Origin of the sequence: Sphingomonas citri, from assembly GCF_019429485.1 — a bacterium.
Classification (GTDB): domain Bacteria; phylum Pseudomonadota; class Alphaproteobacteria; order Sphingomonadales; family Sphingomonadaceae; genus Sphingomonas; species Sphingomonas citri.
In genome coordinates this window covers 56,097-71,632 of the sequence record NZ_JAHXZN010000002.1, presented here as the reverse complement: position 1 = coordinate 71,632, position 15,536 = coordinate 56,097, and the positions used below count along the sequence as shown (strand labels likewise).

Genomic DNA, 15,536 nt, shown 5'->3' with positions numbered 1-15,536 from the left:
TTCCGAGAAGTAAGGTGTACGTACCGTCAGGTGGGAAGGGCGGGCGCGCGCTATCGCGCGCGCGCGCGCCGCGACGGCTCAGAAGCGAGCCCGCACCCCCGCGGTGATCGACTCCTGATGATCGTCGCGCCCGGTCTGCGCCGTGGCGCCCGCGAAGATCTCGATCGCGTCGCTCGGGCGATAGCCGACCCCGGCGCTTGCGGTGCCAACCAGCGCGGCGCGGCTGGCGCCGACGCCGATCAGGTCAAGATCGCCCCCGTCGAACGCGCCGACCGCTCGCACGCGCTGCCCCTGCAACTGATAGCGCGCGCCCAGCGTCACATAGGGGCGCCACGCCTCGTTCGAGCGCTCACTCCGGGCGAAGCTGAGAGCGCCGTCCGCGAAGCCGGCGACGTGACGCTCGCGCGCGACATCGAGCGCGAAGACGCTTCCCCCGTCCTCCTTCAGCGCGCCCCGCGCGGTGCGGACGTAGGTGAGACCGACGCGCGGAGTGAGCGTCCAGTCATGCCCCACGTCGGCGGCGTAGAAGGCGGACAGGTCGCTGGTCATGCTATTGAGCTTGTACCGGCTCCACACCTGCCGATCGTCGGGCAGCCAGCGATGGGTGCGAGCACGACCCCCGTCGAAGACCAGCGCGGCGGAGAAGCCGAGGCCCTGCGTGCTGGCATAGCGGCCGTGGATGCCGGTGATCAGGCTCTCGACGCGCGTCTGCGCGCCGCGACCGACGACATGCTGGCGGTTGGTCAGATTGCCGCCGAAAGCGCCGATCACCCAGCCATGGTCGGCGAAGCCGAGCCCGCCGATCGTGCCATAGGCTTGGCCCACCGCATTGGCGCTACCCGCCGGGGCGTAGCCGCGCAGCGTGTGCCATTGGCCGATCGCCTGGCCGAAGGTGAACAGGCCAGCGTCGCCGCCGTACGGCGCGAACGCCGCGCCGCGCGTCGTCTGGCTCAGCAGCAGCGCGTCGTCGGTGCCGATCTGCGTCGCCTGTGCGTAGGGTTCGGGAGTGAGCCGCGCGAGCGCGTCCGCATCCGCTTCGCCCGACGCGGTCAGCAGCTTCGAGATACCATCGAGCAGAGCATCGCTTGCCCCATCCGCCAGCAGGTCGTTCAGGTAACCTACCGTGCCGCCCACCGCACGGCTCGCGCCCTTGGGTGCCTGGAACAGCGTCACCAGTTCCAGCCCCTGCGGGCCGAGGACCAGCGCGCCAGGGACGTCGGCGGCCTTGTCGATCGTGGTAAAGCTGCCGGTGGTGCCGCCCGACGCGTTGATCAGCTCGAGAGTGCGGCCGGGGCGTACCGGCCCCACCGCGACGAGCTTCAGCGTCGCGCCCGGCACGATCGACAATTTGCCGTTGACCAGGAGCTTGTCCGAGACCGGCCCGAGCTCGAACAGCGAGACCGAGCCGTTGCCGAGCGCGACATCGCCGTTCACGACCATCGTGCCGGGTGAGGCGCCCGGGCTGAGCGTGCCAGCGACGGTGATGTTGGCGTTGACCACGCCGGCCGAGCCGAATGTGGCGTCCTTGCCGACCAGGATCTCGTTGGCGGTGATCGTCGACCCCGACAGGCCGACGAGGCGACCGCCGGTGAGCTCGATCCGTCCGACGTCCGCGCGCTGCGCGATCGTCGCGAAGCCTTGGCTCACCACGAACGACTGGAAGTTCTGGACCGCGGTAAGCGCGGCGGGCGCGTCCGCGGTGCCGCCGCTGACGAGGAACTGGTTGGTGCCGGCGCCGCCGTCGATCAGCCCGGTGACGCGACCCGGCCCCGTGGCAGTGAAGGTGTCGTCGCCTTTGCCGAACGTGACGTCGCCGTCGATCAGGCCGGCATTGTCGATGCGATTGTCACCGCCGCGCAGATCGATCGCGCCGATGATGCTGCCGATGTTGACGATCTGGTCGTCTCCGTCGAGGCCGAGAATGGCGCCGGGCAGGTCGTTATAGTCAGCACCTTGCGCACGGCGTTCTTCCTCGTCGAGCCAAATGCGCCCTCCCGCGCTGCCGCGGATTGTTCCTTCGTTCGACAGGCGTAAGGTCGCACCCGACACGATGGCGGATGATCGATCGCCGGTAGCCTCGATCACGCCGCTGGGCGAGTTATCGATAGTGGCGGTGTAGTCTCTGCCCGAGTTGATCCTGATCGCCGACGAGATCTTGTCGTCGTTACCATTCTTACTGGCGTCCTCGCCGCCAAAGTTGCTGCTGATCCGCCCGCTGTTGCTGATGTTGATGAAGCGGCTGTCTTTCGGAACCGTGTCGCTTTCCTCGAACGGATATTCGATGTGCAAAGCCGTCGCGCGGGCGGCAGAGGCGGTGATGGACCCGCTGTTCGTGACATTGAGGACGGCCGGCGCGCCCGTTCGATCGCCCACCGATACGTCGACGATCTCGTCCGACGAACTGGAGATCGATCCGACATTCTCGAACGTCACGCCCACCGGATGGGTGGCCGCGTCGCCCTCGCCAGTATAAGATTGAAAGCCAACGTCTCCCGTCACGGTACCGGCATTTCGGGCGGTGATCTGTCCGGCGGTGGTGCCAAGCACGATCGCTTTGCCGTGATCGACCGTGATGTCCTCGTCATTCGAGAAGGTGATGTCGCCGCGATTGCCGAGGGAGTCCACGGCGGGCGCCGAAGCCGGCGGGTTGGATTCCTGTGCCTGAGCCTGTGTCGTGCCTGCAAGCGCCACCATCAATGCGAGAGCGCTGCCGCGGCTCGTGAGCGTCCGCAGGTGACCCCGCCGGTAAATGGCGTCACACATTTCGTTCTCCCTTGCGATATACCAGTAATCTCCGCTCCAATATAGAAGTGTGTATGTTCGAAGCGCGCGGTCGCGTATGAGGATGATGTGTTTGGAAAGATCAGGTAAGGCAGTGATATCGTGTCAATATGTATTATCCCTTCGCCGCCGGCGCGTGAGTAAATACATGATCTATCGCGCGAATGCGTGCGAATGGAAGCTCGCCGCTTTGGGTAGCGACTTCTGGGTGGAGGCGGTGTCCGTTGCCGTTCCCGCTCGTCATCCGCGCTGGTGTCGGGATGTCGACACAGCCAGCCCATGATGCCGTGCTCAGGTCTTATGACACTGCGGTGAAGGTGCCGCCGACGGTGGCAAGGGCGACGGATCGGACGTCGCGCGGTGCCTCGCGCGACGGATCGTGTTGGGGGCCTCAGTGGTGGCTACGGCGCGGCGTTGCTCGCTGCGCTGGCGTTCGCAACGCTCTGGCCCGCAACGCTCACGATCGCGATCGCGCACCCGCTCGTCACCGCGTTGGTGACCGATCCTTTCGGCTGGCTCTGCTCGGCAGCAGCCGCTGTCACCGCGCGGTCCGACGCTGACCCGCTGGTGCTCGCCGCGCGCTGCAGATGCGGCGGGCCGAACCGCCTAGCTCAGCGCATCGCCGCGAGGGCGCAGGGGTAGAGCGCGGCGGGCAGCTCCTGCGCGAATTTCGCGCCGACGCGTCCGCCCAGCGACCAGCGGATCTCGGCGGTGCGGTCGCCGACCACGGGCAGCGTGAGCACCACCCGTTCGCCCCCCACCAGCGGCGCGTCGGTCCGCGCCATGAAACCGTTGAGCGAGAGGTTCACGACCGTCACCGCGTGGCGTGCGCCCGCGGCGTCGAACAGCCAGGTGCGGCACAACGTCTCATCACGCGGCTCGACGCGATCCTCATAGGCCATCATCGCTGCACGCGCGACCATCCGGCTTCTCCCGCTCTACCAGCGTCGCGGTTTATCGGCGGGCGGTTAATGCCGGATGAGCGGGGACCGAAGGAACGTGGTTAGCTCGGATTCACTATGCCGTGGTGCTTCTTGCCCGCCGAGACCCGTACCGGCGCGCCCGCGAGCGCGATCACCGCGGCCTCGTCGCCGACCTTCTCGCCGTCAACCCGGGCGCCGCCACCCTTGATCAGCCGCCGCGCCTCGCCCTTGGAAGCGGCGAACCCCAGCGCCATCAGCGCGTCGACCAGCGGCAGCGTGCCGCTCGCGCTGATCGACGGCAGAGCAGCGCCGCTCGCACCCTCCTCGAAGGTGCGGCGCGCGGTCTCGGCGGCCTCCTCCGCGGCGGCGCGGCCGCGGCACATCGCGGTGGCCTCGTTGGCGAGCACCTTCTTGGCCTCGTTGATCTCGGCGCCCTCCAGTGCCTCCAGCCGGGCGATCTCGTCGAGCGGCAGATCGGTGAACAGCCGCAGGAAGCGCCCGACGTCGCGGTCGTCGGTGTTGCGCCAGAACTGCCAGTAATCGAAGTGCGGCAGCTGGTCCTCGTGGAGCCACACCGCGCCCGCCACGGTCTTGCCCATCTTCTGCCCGTCGGCGGTGGTGAGCAGCGGCGTGGTGACGCCATAGACCTCGGTGCCGTCCATCCGCCGCGCCAGCTCGACGCCGTTGACGATGTTGCCCCACTGGTCGCTGCCGCCCATCTGCAGCCGCACGCCCTGCCGCCGCGCCAGCTCGCGGAAGTCATAGCCCTGCAGGATCATGTAGTTGAATTCGAGAAAGCTGAGCGACTGTTCGCGATCCAGCCGCAGCTTGACCGAGTCGAAGCTGAGCATGCGGTTGACGCTGAAATGCTGCCCCACCTCGCGCAGGAAGGGGATGTATTCGAGCCGGTCGAGCCACTCGGCATTGTTGACCATCACCGCGTCGCTCGGCCCGTCGCCGAACCTCAGGAAGCGTTCGAAGATGCGCTGGATGCCCGCGATATTGGCGGCGATCACGTCCTCGCCGGCGAGCTTGCGCGCCTCGTCCTTGAAGCTGGGGTCGCCGATCTTGCCCGTGCCGCCGCCCATCAGCACCACCGGCTTGTGCCCTGTCTGCTGGAGCCGGCGGAGCAGCATGATCTGCACCAGGCTGCCGACGTGGAGCGAGGGCGCGGTGGGGTCGAAGCCGATATAGCCCGGCACCACCGCGTGCCGCGCCAGCGCGTCCAGCGCGGCGGCGTCGGTGAGCTGGTGGAGATAGCCGCGCGCGGACAGCAGGCGGAGCAGGTCGGACTGATAGTCGGTCATGGTGCCGCGGGCGTTACACGCGCGTCAGCGGTGCGGCAATTGCGTCGTCGGGTCGACCGGGGTGCGGCCGCGGCGCAGCTCGAAGTGGAGCTCTGGGCGGTCGGCATAGCCGCTCTCGCCGCTCCGCGCGATCACCTGTCCCTTCCTCACCGCCTGGCCGCGCTGGACGAGCAAGGTGCCGGCGTGGCCGTAGACCGAGGTCCAGCCCCCGCCGTGGCGCACGATGACCAACCCGCCGAGCGCGGGCACCTCCGAGCCGACGTAAGCGACCGTGCCGTCGGCGATCGCGCGCACCGGCGTGTCGAGCGGGATCGCGATCTTGATCCCGTCGTTGCGCTCGCCGGTCGCGCCGGGGCCGAAGCGGCGCACGATCGTGCCGTCGACCGGCCAGACGAAGCGGCCGGGCAGCGCGGCAGGGGCCACCGTCGCGGCGCTCGGCGCCAGCACGCGACGCGCGCTCGCCACCGGTGTCGCGGGCGCCTGACCGGCCACCACCGCGGGCTCGCCGCCGGTGAGGATCGTGTCGACGTCGAGCGTGAAGGCGGCGGCGCGCTCGGCCGCGCTGACCGGAGCGCCCGGTGCGCGCGGGATCAGCACGCGCTGGCCGGCGCGGAGCAGATAGGGTTCGTTCAACGCGTTGGCGGCGATCACCTCGCTCCACGGTACGCCATAGGCGCGCGCGATCGCGATGCCGGTCTGACCGGCGCGGACGAGGTGGTAGCGCCCGCCGGGGATGGCGAGCGACTGGCCGGCGCGGACGGGGTAGGGCGGGGTCAACGCGTTGGCGCGCGCGATCGCGTCGACTCCCGCTCCGGTGCGCGCCGCGATCGCGCCGAGCGTGTCGCCGGCGCGGACGGTGTAGCGCTGCGCCGCGACCGCGCGCGCGTCGGGTGCGACCGGGCGTGCCTCCCAGGCGGGGCGCGGCGCGGGGAGCTGGGCGACGTCGCGGTTGGCGCCGGTGGGGGACGCCACCTGATCCTCGGGGCGTGACGCCGGCTCGGGCGCGGGCTCATCCGCGGGGACGGGAGTGGGCGCGTCAACCGGCGGCGCGGGCGAGGGGCGCTCGACGGCGGGGATGCAGCCCGCGAGCAGCAGCGCCAGTGCCGCCGCGCGAGTCACGCCCGCGTCACGCACCCGGCTCAGCCATAAGCGCGGGCGAGCGGCTCGAGCGACGCGTGGCGGGTGAGGTCGAGCTGGAGCGGGGTCACCGTGATCCAGCCTTCCGCCACCGAGGCGAGGTCGCTCTCGCCTGGCGCCGCGACGGCGACCTTGCCGAGCGCGAGCCAGTGATAGTCGTGGCCGCGCGGGTCGGTGCGCGTCTCGAAGCGCGCGCGGCCGTAGTCGCGCAGTCCCTGCGGCACGATGCGGATGCCGCGCACCGGACCGACGTCCGGCGCGGGGAAGTTGACGTTGACCATCGAGCGCGGCGCCCAGTCGCTGTCGAGCAGCGGGCGCAGTACGCGCTCGCCCCATGCCTCCGCGGCGGCGAAGGAGACGTCCTCGCCCGGCGCGAGCACGCCATATTTCTGGCTCAGCGCGACCGAGCGGATCCCCGCGAGCGCGCCCTCCATCGCGGCCGCGACGGTGCCCGAGTACATCACGTCCTCGGCGAGATTGCCGCCGCGGTTGACCCCGGAGAGGATGAGGTCGGGCGGCGTCTCGCGCATCACCTCGGCCAGCGCGAACATCACCGCGTCGGTCGGCGTGCCGCCGACGGCGTAGCGGCGCGCGTCGAAGCGCCGCACGCGCAGCGGCTTGGTGAGCGAGAGCGAGCGGCCGGTGCCGGACTGTTCGTCGGCGGGCGCGCACACCCAGACGTCGTCGGAGAGCTGAGCGGCGATACGCTCGAGCACGGCGAGGCCGGGGGCGTGATAGCCGTCGTCGTTGCTGAGGAGGACGCGCATCAGCTCAGATCCTGCCCTCGAGCGGGGAGAAGTTCGCCCGGCGCTATCCTCACGCCTGCGGCTCCAGCAGCGTCAGCCCGCCGAGATACGGCCGCAGCACCTCGGGCACCGCCACCGCACCGCTCTCCTGCTGGTAATTCTCCAGCACCGCCACCAGCGTCCGTCCGACCGCCAGCCCCGAGCCGTTGAGCGTGTGGACGAAACGCGTCAACTTCTCGCCTTCCGGCCGATAGCGCGCGTTCATCCGCCGCGCCTGGAAGTCGGTGCAGGTCGAGCAACTCGAGATCTCGCGGTAGCGCGCCTGGCCCGGCAGCCACACCTCCAGGTCATACGTCCGCGCCGCGGTGAAGCCCATATCGCCCGAGCACAATTTCATCCGCCGATAGGCCAGTCCGAGCGCGTCGAGCACGCCCTCGGCACAGGCGGTCATCCGCTCGTGCTCGGCCTCGCTCGCCTCGGGCGCGACGATCGACACCATCTCGACCTTGTCGAACTGGTGCTGGCGGATATAGCCGCGCGTGTCGCGACCCGCCGCGCCCGCCTCGGAGCGGAAGCACGGCGTGAGCGCGGCGAAGCGCAGCGGCAGCACCTCCTCGCTCAGGATCTGCTCGCGCACGATGTTGGTCAGCGACACCTCGGCGGTGGGGATCAGCCAGCGCCCGTCGGTGGTGCGGAACAGGTCCTCGGCGAACTTGGGCAGCTGGCCCGTGCCGAACACCGCCTCGTCGCGCACCAGCAGCGGCGGCGCGACCTCCTCATAGCCGTACTCGCGCGTCAGCCGATCGAGCATGAACTGGCCGAGCGCGCGCTGCAGCCGCGCCGCGGGGCCGCGCACCAGCGTGAAGCGCGAGCCCGCGATCGCCGCTCCCGTCTCGAAGTCGAGCCCGAGCGCCGGGCCGATCGCGTCATGCTCGCGCGCCGCGAAGCCGAGGTCGGGGCGCGTGCCGCGCTCGTGCACCAGCTGGTTGTCGTCCTCGTCGGCGCCGTCGGGCACGTCCGCGTAGGGCAGGTTGGGCAGCGCCGCGAGCACGGTGTCGAGCTCGGTACCGAGCCGCGCCTCCTCGGCTTCCAGCTCGGGCAGCCGCTGCTTCAGCGTGGCCACCTCGGCCATCAGCGCTTGCGCCGCCGCCTCGTCGCGGCTCGCCTTAGCGGCGCCGATCGCCTTGGACGCCTCGTTGCGGCGCGCCTGCGCTCCTTGCGCCTCGGTGATCAGCTCGCGCCGGCGCTTGTCGAGCGCGACGATCGCGGCGGCCGAGGGAGCGGCACCGCGCCGCGCCAGCGCGGCGTCGAAGGCGTCGGGGGCGTCGCGGATCAGGCGGATGTCGTGCATGCGCCGCGCTATGGCCGGGGCGCCGCGGCGAGGCAACCCGGCGCACGTCCGCTGCGTTCACGCCCCACACCCGCACGGACAGAGGAGAATGAGCGATGCAGGTACCCCATGACTCGGTGGTGCTGGTGGCGGACGGGCGCAAGCTGCTGTTCCTGCGCAACGAGGGTGACGATGTTCACCCCAATCTGACGGTCGAGCACGCCGAGGAGCGCGCCAATCCCGCCAACCGTGATCAGAAGACCGACGCCGCGGGCGGCAGCTCGTCGACGCAGAGCGGCGCGGGCGCGCCGCGCGTCGCGCAGGGCGGGTCGGGTCACGCACAGGGCGGTGGCGCGCAGTTCGCACCGTCGCGCGGCAGCATGGAGGAGACCGACTTCCACCAGCTCGAGGAGGATCGGTTCGCCGCCGACGCCGCCGACCTGCTCAAGCGCCGCGCGCTCGCCAACGATTTCGAGTCGCTGATCGTGGTCGCGCCGCCCAAGACGCTGGGCGAGCTGCGTAAACATTATCACAAGGAGGTCAGCCAGCGGCTCACCGGCGAGCTGAGCAAGGACCTGACCGGGCACACCATTCCGGACATCGAACAGGCGCTGCTCTCTGCCTGATCAGGCCGGCGTCGGACGCGGCGTGGTCCCATCCTCGCACATACGCCGTGCCGAACTGTTCATGACGAGGACAGGGCGGAGCGGCTAGGCGCGCGTGTTCGCTTGTGGTGACCGGCCCGCGCGACTATAGGCGCCCCGGAGGGGGCGCACAGCGGTGCTAACGACATCCTGGGCGCAGCGGGAGTAAGTCGATGGCGACGGCGATCAATCGTTTCGGTGAAGGGCCCGGCAAACTGGCGGCGGCGAATGACGAGGCTGATGTCGGAGGGGCGAGCGACGGCTATCGCCCGAGCCCCGACGAACCGTTCATGAACCCGCGGCAGCAGGCGTATTTCCGCCGCAAGCTCCTCGACTGGAAGGACGCGATCCTGCGGGAATCGCTCGGCACGCTGTCGCAGCTGCAGCTGGACTCGCTGCGCGAGGCCGATCTCACCGACCGTGCCGCGAGCGAGACCGACTGGTCGCTCGAACTGCGCACGCGCGACCGGCAGCGCAAGCTGATCTCCAAGATCGAGGCCGCGCTGCGTCGCATCGACGAGGGCGAATACGGCTATTGCGAGGTCACCGGCGAGCCGATCAGCCTCGGCCGGCTCGAGGCACGCCCGATCGCGACGATGACGGTCGAGGCGCAGGAGCGCCACGAGCGCAACGAGAAGGTCTCGCGCGACGATTGAACCGCGCAGCTCGGCCCGGCGCGCTAATACCTGCTTAACTATTTGCCGGCTAGGCTCGGCGGGGTTCAGCAGGCGGTGGGCAGGATGGAGCATTTCGGGCGACTGGCGACGGTGGGTGGTATGAGCGGGCGAGACGACGACATCCGGGCGCTGGGCAGCCAGCCCGACAAGCGCCGTGACCTGCGCGGCCGTGACGAGGTCACGATGTTCGCGCGGCTGCGGCTCGCGGGGCAGGCGGACGGGTTCGACGTCAGTGTGCGCAACGTGTCGGGCGGAGGGTTGATGGCCGAGCTGCCGCACCCGCTAGCGCCCGACAGCGCGGTCGAGATCGAGCTCGCGGGGCTGGGCTGGGTGACAGGGCGGATCGCGTGGCAGATCGACCGTCGCGCGGGCATCGCGTTCGACGAGCTGATCGACCCCGCCGCGATCATCCATCACTGACGTAGCGGACGAGCGATTAGCTGGTCAGCGCGCTCGTCCGGCGCGCCGCGCGCTCCCGCGCGAGCAGGAGGTCAGCGTTATCGGCTTGCTCCCCATCGCTGAGCTCCGGCTACGTAGGAGCACGAACCAGCCTCGGTCGATCACACTCTAGACGCGGGGGCATCGGTCGTGCCAAGGCGCGCCGGTCACGCGGGCGTGGCGGAATGGTAGACGCAGCGGACTCAAAATCCGCCGGAGCAATCCTTGTCGGTTCGAGTCCGACCGCCCGTACCAAGAATCTCCTGTGACGTTTCCTCTTGTTCCCGGGCAAGGGCTGAGGCGCAGGGGGGCGGTCAAGCCGCACGACATCTTACCGAACCTCCCCTGCAAGGGGAGGTGGCGCCGCAGCGCGACGGAGGGGTGTCGCCGCGGGCGAGTATGGGTAACTCATTACCGGGAACACCCCTCTGTCAGCGCTTCGCGCTGCCACTTCCCCTTGCAGGAGAGGATCTAAGTGGGCCGTCGCGGAGGCGACGTGTTAGTCGCCTGTTTCGTAGGCGTGGCTCTGCGACTCCAGAACAAGGCCGCGACGACATTGGTGGGGCGCCAAGATCGCGCCTTTGCTGCGGCGTTTCGAAGCGGGTAAGCTACGGTCGGCGAGCGACAAGCAATCCGACGCCCCGCGGCATCGCTCTCACGCCGTCAGGTCAGGCTCCAACAGGCGATGCAGGTGCACCACCACATATTTCATCTCGGCGTCGTCGACGGTGCGCTGCGCGGCGGCGCGCCACGCCTTCTCGGCGCTGGCATAATCGGGGAACACGCCGACGATGTCGATCGAGGAGAGGTCGGCGAAGTCGAGCGTGCGCGGATCGGTCACGCGTCCACCGAAGACGAGGTGCAGCTTGCTCATGGGGCGGCTCCTGAGAGGGTGAGCGGTGACCGGTTGCCGCCACGTGACCCGAACAGGCGAGAGCAGCCGGCGCGGTGCGCCCGACTGCTCTCCTGATTCCCGTGCGCTGTCGGTGCCGCGGTGCCGATCACCTGTTGTGAGACCGGCCTTAGCGCCACCTGCCGCGCGATAGAAGGGGTCAGCTCGCGGTCTTCACCTGCTCCTTGCCCGCCTTGGCGGCAGCGGTGCCCGCGCTCGCCGCCGCCTTGACGACGCCCTGGAACAGCGACTTCGCCTGACCGCGTGCGGCGTCCGGGGTGAGGCCGAGCTGCTCGATCTCGCTGCGCCCCGCCTCCTTGGCGGCGGCGAAGGCGGCGGTCGCGGCGGCGCTGACCTTCTTGCCCACCGGCGCGAGCAACTCGCGCTCCCGCTGGCCGCGCGGGATCACTGCCGCGACGAGCGCGCCGAGCGCGAGCCCGCCGACGACGAGCCCGAGCGGGTTGGCCTCGAGCGTCTCGGCGGTGGCATGCGCCGCGTCGCTGGCGCGGTGGCGCGCGCTCTCGTAAGCGTGCGACGCGGCGTCGCGCGCCTGGTCCACGCCGTCGCGCAGACGGCCGTGGGTGTCGTCATGATCATGCTGCTGATGGTCGGTCATGGTCTCTATCCTCTCGGCCTGGCGGACGACATTGATGTCACGATTTCTTCCTGCTCAGCACGCGCGCGATCCGCTTCCGGTTGAGGAAAGCGAGCAGCAGCGCGCCGGCGCCGGCGACGGTGGCGGGATTGCGCCGCGCCGCCTCGAGACCGGCGCGTGCGGCGCGATTGCCGCCGCCGAGCACCTCGGCCTTGGCGACCGTGACGAGCCGGCGTGGCTCGAGCTCGGCCTGTAACGCCTCGACCGTGCCGTTGAGCCGAGCGCGTGCCTCGGCGGCCCGCGCCTCGGCGGCGGTGACGTCGGCGCCGCTCATGCGCCGGGCCTCGCGGTGAGGCGCGAGCGCCCCGCGAGCGCGAGCACGAGCGAGACGACCAGCACGGCGCCCACCACCGCGGCGGTAGCGAGACCGGGCCCGATCAGGGTCGCCAACGTCAGCACCAGCCCGATGAGCAACGTGATCAGAGCGGCGAGTGCGAGCACGCCTGCCACGGCGAACAGCACCGCCGCTTTCTTGTAGCGCGTCGCGGCGGCGCCGGCCTTGGCCTTGGCCAGCGCGATCTCGGCCCGCGCCACGTCGCGCGCGTCGTGCGTGAGCCGCGCAACGAGATGGGGGATGCTTGGCTCCCCGATCACCGGTTCACGTAGGTCCATCGGGTCAGGCGTCGCGCTGATCGAGGCCCGCGCTCAGTAGTCGCGCGACGACGAAGCCGACGCCCGCGGCGACGCCCACCGCCGCTGCCGGGCTCTTGCGGACCAGCTCGCGCGCGTCGGCGAGCAGGTCGTCGACGCTCTTCTCGTCGATCGCGCTGGTGAAGCCTTGCACGCGATCGGCGGCGCCGCGGGCGTATTGACCATACTGCTCACCGAGCTTGTCATCGACCTGCTGCGCGGCGTCGCGCAGCAGCTGCGAAAGCTGGCCGAGCGCGTCGCTCGCCTTGGCCTTGCCGTCCTCGGCGAAGAGGCGCGCCTTGTCGGCGGCCTGCTCGCGGCCCTTGGCGACATTGTCGCGCAACGCCTGCTTGGCGCCAGCGACGGTGCTGCCGGTGTCGCCGCCCGCGCCGCTCTCGGGCGAGAAGTCGACGCCGGCGTCCTTGAGCGGCGCGGCGGGGGTGAAGCTCGCGTTGGCGGGCGGCGGCGTGATATCGCCGTCGCTGATCGGCTGCGCGGTGTCGCGGTCCTGCTGGTCGGCCATGATTCATCCTTCCCTGGTCGAGGTCGAACAACCGGCGCCGGTGGCCGAGGGTTCCCTCGCGTTGCAGCCCGCCGCGGTGATCGCTACACGCGGCGGCGTCGCCGTTGGGGCAGCAAGCTAAGAGGATCGTTACGTGACCGCAATCATCGACCTGCACGGCCGCCAGATCATCGACAGCCGCGGCAACCCGACCGTGGAGGTCGACGTCCTGCTCGACGACGGCAGCTTCGGCCGTGCCGCGGTGCCCTCGGGCGCTTCGACCGGCGCGCACGAGGCGGTGGAGAAGCGCGACGGCGACACGGCGCGCTGGTCGGGCAAGGGCGTGGAGCGCGCGATCGAGGCGATCAACGGCGAGATCGCCGAGGCGATCGTCGGGCTCGACGCCGAGGACCAGCTCGAGGTCGATCACGCCATGATCGAGCTGGACGGGACCGAGAACAAGGGCCGGCTCGGCGCCAACGCGATCCTCGGCGTCAGCCTCGCGGTCGCCAAGGCGGCCGCGGACGCGCGCGGATTGCCGCTCTATCGCTATGTCGGCGGTGTCGCGGCGCACGTGCTGCCAGTGCCGATGATGAACATCATCAACGGCGGCGAGCATGCCGACAATCCGATCGACTTCCAGGAGTTCATGGTCGTGCCGGTCGGCGCGGAGTCGCTGGCCGAGGCGGTGCGCTGCGGCTCGGAGATCTTCCACACGCTCAAGAAGGGGCTGAGCGAGAAGGGCCTCGCCACCGCGGTCGGCGACGAGGGCGGCTTCGCGCCGAACCTCGCCAGCACCACCGACGCGCTCGACTTCATCATGACGTCGATCGAGCGCGCCGGCTACACGCCGGGCGAGGACGTGATGCTGGCGCTCGACTGCGCCGCGACCGAGTTCTTCAAGGACGGCAAGTACGTCATCTCGGGTGAGAACCTCACGCTCGAGCCGGGCGCGATGGCGGACTATCTCGCCGATCTCGCCGCGCGCTACCCGATCTTCTCGATCGAGGACGGCATGGCCGAGGACGATTTCGAGGGCTGGAAGGCGCTGACCGACGCGATCGGCAAGAAGGTGCAGCTGGTCGGCGACGATCTGTTCGTCACCAACCCGAAGCGGCTGCGCGACGGCATCCGCCAGGGCCTGGCCAACTCGCTGCTGGTGAAGGTCAACCAGATCGGCACGTTGAGCGAGACGCTGGAGGCGATCCGCGTCGCCGAGCGCGCCGGCTATACCGCGGTGATGTCGCACCGCTCGGGCGAGACCGAGGATTCGACCATCGCCGATCTCGCCGTCGCCACCAACTGCGGCCAGATCAAGACCGGCAGCCTCGCCCGGTCGGACCGGCTCGCCAAGTACAACCAGCTGATCCGCATCGAGGAGGAGCTGGGCGACGTGGCGCGCTACGCCGGACGCGACGTGCTCCGCCTGCGCTGAGGGGGCTTGCCAAGGACGTGTCGGCGCGCGAGGATCGCGCCGCCATGCCCGCCCGCAAACCCGATCGTCTCCGGACCACGCTCCGCTCCGCCGCGCTGCCCGCGCTGGCGGTGACGATCATGCTGTTCTTCGGCGCCTATGCGATCCTGGGGCCGAACGGCGTGCTCGCGCTGGGCGATTACAAGCGCCAGCTGGCGGCGCGCGAGCGGCAGTTCTCCGCGCTCGACGCGCGCCGCGAGATGCTGCGCAATCGCGTCGCGCTGCTCGACCCGCGCCACGCCAATCCCGACATGGTCGACGAGCTGGTGCGCAAGGAACTCAACGTCGCGCATCCCGACGAGGTGATCGTCCCGCTGAAGTGAGGGGCGAACGAGAAGAGGCGCTAAGTTCACGTCGGGCTTACCTACTACGTCGCCCCGGCGAACGCCGGGGCCCAGTTGCGAAAGCCGTCGTGGGACCCACGCCGGTCACCTAACTGGACCCCGACGTTCGCCGGGGTGGAGACAATTGCCGAGGGTAGGTGGCATTGCACCAAAAGCGACGGTTCGCTGACCCTCTCCCCTTACCGCCCCAAAAACGTCAGCAGGTCGCGCGTCAGGCGTTCGCCCTCGGTCGCGAATAGGCCGTGCGGCGCGCCGTCATATTCCACCAGCTGCGCGCCCTGGATACCGCGTGCCGCCTGCCGGGCGCTCGCGTCGATGGGCACCGTCTTGTCGCCGGTGCCGTGCAGCACCAACGTCGGCAGGCGGAAGGCGGGGAGGTCGGGGCGGAAGTCGGTGTGGCCGAAGCTCTCCGCGCATCTCAGCGTCGGCTGCAGTCCCGCCTGCATCGCCAGCCGCCACGCCCAGTCGAGCGTCGCCTCGCTGACCGGGCTGGTGACATAGCCGACGCCGAAGAAGTCCTTGAAGAAGGTGCGGAAGAAGTTCGGTCGGTCCTTCAGGATGCCGTCGGCGATCCCCTGCAGCGTGTCCTCGGGCACGCCGTCGGGATTGTCGTCGGTCTTGAGCATATAGGGCACGACCGAGCCGATCAGCGCCGCCGAGATCACGCCCTTGCCCTCGTAGCGTGACTGGTAGCGCGCCACCTCGCCGCCGCCCATCGAGAAGCCGACCAGCGTCACGTCCTGCGTCGCGCCCGCGGCCTCGAGCACGTCGTTCAGATCGTCGGTGAGCGTGTTATAATCGTAGCCACCCCACGGCTGGCCCGAGCGGCCGAAGCCGCGGCGATCATAGGCGATCGCGCGGAAGCCGGCGTCTGCCAGCGCCTTCATCTGCGGGTCCCAGCTGTCCGACGAGAGCGGCCAGCCGTGGATCAGCACCACAGGGCGGCCCTCGCCCCAGTCCTTCACATAGAGGTCGGTGCCGTCGCGCGTCTTGACGTAGGGCATTGGCTCGCTCCTTGGGGAAACTAAGCCACGTTAACCGCCCCGCGGCGGCCCC

At 70.0% G+C, this 15,536-nt stretch carries 17 protein-coding genes and 1 tRNA gene; 6 read left to right on the top strand and 12 right to left on the bottom strand.

Annotated elements, in window-relative coordinates; genetic code table 11:
- Positions 1–78: 78 nt before the first annotated feature.
- The 6 genes from KZ820_RS22170 to serS all read right to left on the bottom strand — a co-directional run bounded on the left by KZ820_RS22170 (position 79) and on the right by serS (position 8,245).
- Positions 79–2,625, bottom strand: a complete 2,547-nt coding sequence (locus KZ820_RS22170; RefSeq protein ID WP_219748231.1) for an autotransporter domain-containing protein — start codon at positions 2,623–2,625, stop codon at positions 79–81.
- A 767-nt stretch (positions 2,626–3,392) separates the two neighbouring features.
- Positions 3,393–3,704 (bottom strand): PilZ domain-containing protein, encoded by a 312-nt coding sequence (locus tag KZ820_RS08495; protein ID WP_219748230.1) that lies wholly within the window; start codon positions 3,702–3,704, stop codon positions 3,393–3,395.
- 80 nt (positions 3,705–3,784) lie between these two features.
- Positions 3,785–5,011 carry a tyrosine--tRNA ligase gene (gene tyrS / locus KZ820_RS08490; protein WP_219748229.1) on the bottom strand — a complete coding sequence of 409 codons (1,227 nt, stop codon included), beginning with the start codon at positions 5,009–5,011 and terminating at the stop codon, positions 3,785–3,787.
- A 24-nt stretch (positions 5,012–5,035) separates the two neighbouring features.
- The gene (locus KZ820_RS08485) at positions 5,036–6,145 is read right to left on the bottom strand and encodes a peptidoglycan DD-metalloendopeptidase family protein (protein WP_219748228.1); all 1,110 of its coding nucleotides are present in this window, start codon (positions 6,143–6,145) and stop codon (positions 5,036–5,038) included.
- A 5-nt stretch (positions 6,146–6,150) separates the two neighbouring features.
- Positions 6,151–6,915 (bottom strand): 5'/3'-nucleotidase SurE, encoded by a 765-nt coding sequence (surE, locus tag KZ820_RS08480; RefSeq protein WP_219748227.1) that lies wholly within the window; start codon positions 6,913–6,915, stop codon positions 6,151–6,153.
- A gap of 49 nt (positions 6,916–6,964) precedes the next feature.
- Positions 6,965–8,245, bottom strand: coding sequence for a serine--tRNA ligase (serS, locus tag KZ820_RS08475; protein WP_219748226.1), 1,281 nt, complete (start codon positions 8,243–8,245; stop codon positions 6,965–6,967).
- 95 nt (positions 8,246–8,340) lie between these two features.
- Here serS and KZ820_RS08470 point away from each other — a divergent pair, with 95 nt between their 5' ends.
- From KZ820_RS08470 to KZ820_RS08455, 4 genes are all read left to right on the top strand, one after another.
- The gene (locus tag KZ820_RS08470) at positions 8,341–8,850 is read left to right on the top strand and encodes a host attachment family protein (RefSeq protein WP_132909303.1); all 510 of its coding nucleotides are present in this window, start codon (positions 8,341–8,343) and stop codon (positions 8,848–8,850) included.
- Positions 8,851–9,041: 191 nt separating this feature from the next.
- The gene (gene dksA, locus KZ820_RS08465; protein WP_219748225.1) at positions 9,042–9,524 is read left to right on the top strand and encodes an RNA polymerase-binding protein DksA; all 483 of its coding nucleotides are present in this window, start codon (positions 9,042–9,044) and stop codon (positions 9,522–9,524) included.
- 120 nt (positions 9,525–9,644) lie between these two features.
- Positions 9,645–9,965 (top strand): PilZ domain-containing protein, encoded by a 321-nt coding sequence (locus KZ820_RS08460; protein ID WP_219748224.1) that lies wholly within the window; start codon positions 9,645–9,647, stop codon positions 9,963–9,965.
- A 189-nt stretch (positions 9,966–10,154) separates the two neighbouring features.
- A tRNA-Leu gene (locus KZ820_RS08455) sits at positions 10,155–10,238 on the top strand.
- A 400-nt stretch (positions 10,239–10,638) separates the two neighbouring features.
- Here KZ820_RS08455 and KZ820_RS08450 read toward each other — a convergent pair.
- The 5 genes from KZ820_RS08450 to KZ820_RS08430 all read right to left on the bottom strand — a co-directional run bounded on the left by KZ820_RS08450 (position 10,639) and on the right by KZ820_RS08430 (position 12,683).
- Positions 10,639–10,857: a DUF4170 domain-containing protein gene (locus tag KZ820_RS08450; RefSeq protein ID WP_132907437.1), complete on the bottom strand. Its 219-nt coding sequence runs from the start codon at positions 10,855–10,857 to the stop codon at positions 10,639–10,641.
- 178 nt (positions 10,858–11,035) lie between these two features.
- Entirely contained in the window at positions 11,036–11,491 is a 456-nt protein-coding gene (locus tag KZ820_RS08445) for a hypothetical protein (RefSeq protein ID WP_219748223.1), read from the bottom strand.
- 37 nt (positions 11,492–11,528) lie between these two features.
- On the bottom strand, positions 11,529–11,804 hold the full coding sequence (locus KZ820_RS08440; protein WP_219748222.1) for a DUF3618 domain-containing protein: 276 nt from the start codon (positions 11,802–11,804) through the stop codon (positions 11,529–11,531).
- Positions 11,801–12,142: a phage holin family protein gene (locus KZ820_RS08435; protein WP_219748221.1), complete on the bottom strand. Its 342-nt coding sequence runs from the start codon at positions 12,140–12,142 to the stop codon at positions 11,801–11,803. Before KZ820_RS08435 ends, KZ820_RS08440 begins: the two co-directional genes overlap by 4 nt.
- 4 nt (positions 12,143–12,146) lie before the next feature.
- The gene (locus tag KZ820_RS08430) at positions 12,147–12,683 is read right to left on the bottom strand and encodes a hypothetical protein (protein ID WP_219748220.1); all 537 of its coding nucleotides are present in this window, start codon (positions 12,681–12,683) and stop codon (positions 12,147–12,149) included.
- 133 nt (positions 12,684–12,816) lie between these two features.
- On the opposite strand from KZ820_RS08430, the gene eno reads away from it, so the two are divergent.
- Both eno and KZ820_RS08420 read left to right on the top strand, forming a co-directional pair.
- Positions 12,817–14,097, top strand: a complete 1,281-nt coding sequence (gene eno, locus KZ820_RS08425) for a phosphopyruvate hydratase (protein WP_219748219.1) — start codon at positions 12,817–12,819, stop codon at positions 14,095–14,097.
- 44 nt (positions 14,098–14,141) lie between these two features.
- Positions 14,142–14,459 (top strand): FtsB family cell division protein, encoded by a 318-nt coding sequence (locus KZ820_RS08420; RefSeq protein ID WP_258047973.1) that lies wholly within the window; start codon positions 14,142–14,144, stop codon positions 14,457–14,459.
- 200 nt (positions 14,460–14,659) lie between these two features.
- Here the strand turns inward: KZ820_RS08420 and KZ820_RS08415 are convergent, their stop codons facing one another.
- Positions 14,660–15,484: an alpha/beta fold hydrolase gene (locus KZ820_RS08415; RefSeq protein ID WP_219748218.1), complete on the bottom strand. Its 825-nt coding sequence runs from the start codon at positions 15,482–15,484 to the stop codon at positions 14,660–14,662.
- Between the last annotated feature and the right edge of the window lie 52 nt (positions 15,485–15,536).

What these genes read in the sequence shown, in the direction of transcription:
- KZ820_RS08440 (WP_219748222.1), bottom strand. Translation starts at nt 11,804, where the DNA reads ATGAGCGGCGCCGACGTCACCGCCGCCGAGGCGCGGGCCGCCGAGGCA.
- surE (WP_219748227.1), bottom strand. Translation starts at nt 6,915, where the DNA reads ATGCGCGTCCTCCTCAGCAACGACGACGGCTATCACGCCCCCGGCCTC.
- KZ820_RS08495 (WP_219748230.1), bottom strand. Translation starts at nt 3,704, where the DNA reads ATGGTCGCGCGTGCAGCGATGATGGCCTATGAGGATCGCGTCGAGCCG.
- KZ820_RS08435 (WP_219748221.1), bottom strand. Translation starts at nt 12,142, where the DNA reads ATGGACCTACGTGAACCGGTGATCGGGGAGCCAAGCATCCCCCATCTC.
- dksA (WP_219748225.1), top strand. Translation starts at nt 9,042, where the DNA reads ATGGCGACGGCGATCAATCGTTTCGGTGAAGGGCCCGGCAAACTGGCG.
- KZ820_RS08430 (WP_219748220.1), bottom strand. Translation starts at nt 12,683, where the DNA reads ATGGCCGACCAGCAGGACCGCGACACCGCGCAGCCGATCAGCGACGGC.
- KZ820_RS08420 (WP_258047973.1), top strand. Translation starts at nt 14,142, where the DNA reads ATGCCCGCCCGCAAACCCGATCGTCTCCGGACCACGCTCCGCTCCGCC.
- KZ820_RS08460 (WP_219748224.1), top strand. Translation starts at nt 9,645, where the DNA reads ATGAGCGGGCGAGACGACGACATCCGGGCGCTGGGCAGCCAGCCCGAC.
- tyrS (WP_219748229.1), bottom strand. Translation starts at nt 5,011, where the DNA reads ATGACCGACTATCAGTCCGACCTGCTCCGCCTGCTGTCCGCGCGCGGC.
- KZ820_RS08445 (WP_219748223.1), bottom strand. Translation starts at nt 11,491, where the DNA reads ATGACCGACCATCAGCAGCATGATCATGACGACACCCACGGCCGTCTG.
- serS (WP_219748226.1), bottom strand. Translation starts at nt 8,245, where the DNA reads ATGCACGACATCCGCCTGATCCGCGACGCCCCCGACGCCTTCGACGCC.
- KZ820_RS08450 (WP_132907437.1), bottom strand. Translation starts at nt 10,857, where the DNA reads ATGAGCAAGCTGCACCTCGTCTTCGGTGGACGCGTGACCGATCCGCGC.
- KZ820_RS08415 (WP_219748218.1), bottom strand. Translation starts at nt 15,484, where the DNA reads ATGCCCTACGTCAAGACGCGCGACGGCACCGACCTCTATGTGAAGGAC.
- KZ820_RS08470 (WP_132909303.1), top strand. Translation starts at nt 8,341, where the DNA reads ATGCAGGTACCCCATGACTCGGTGGTGCTGGTGGCGGACGGGCGCAAG.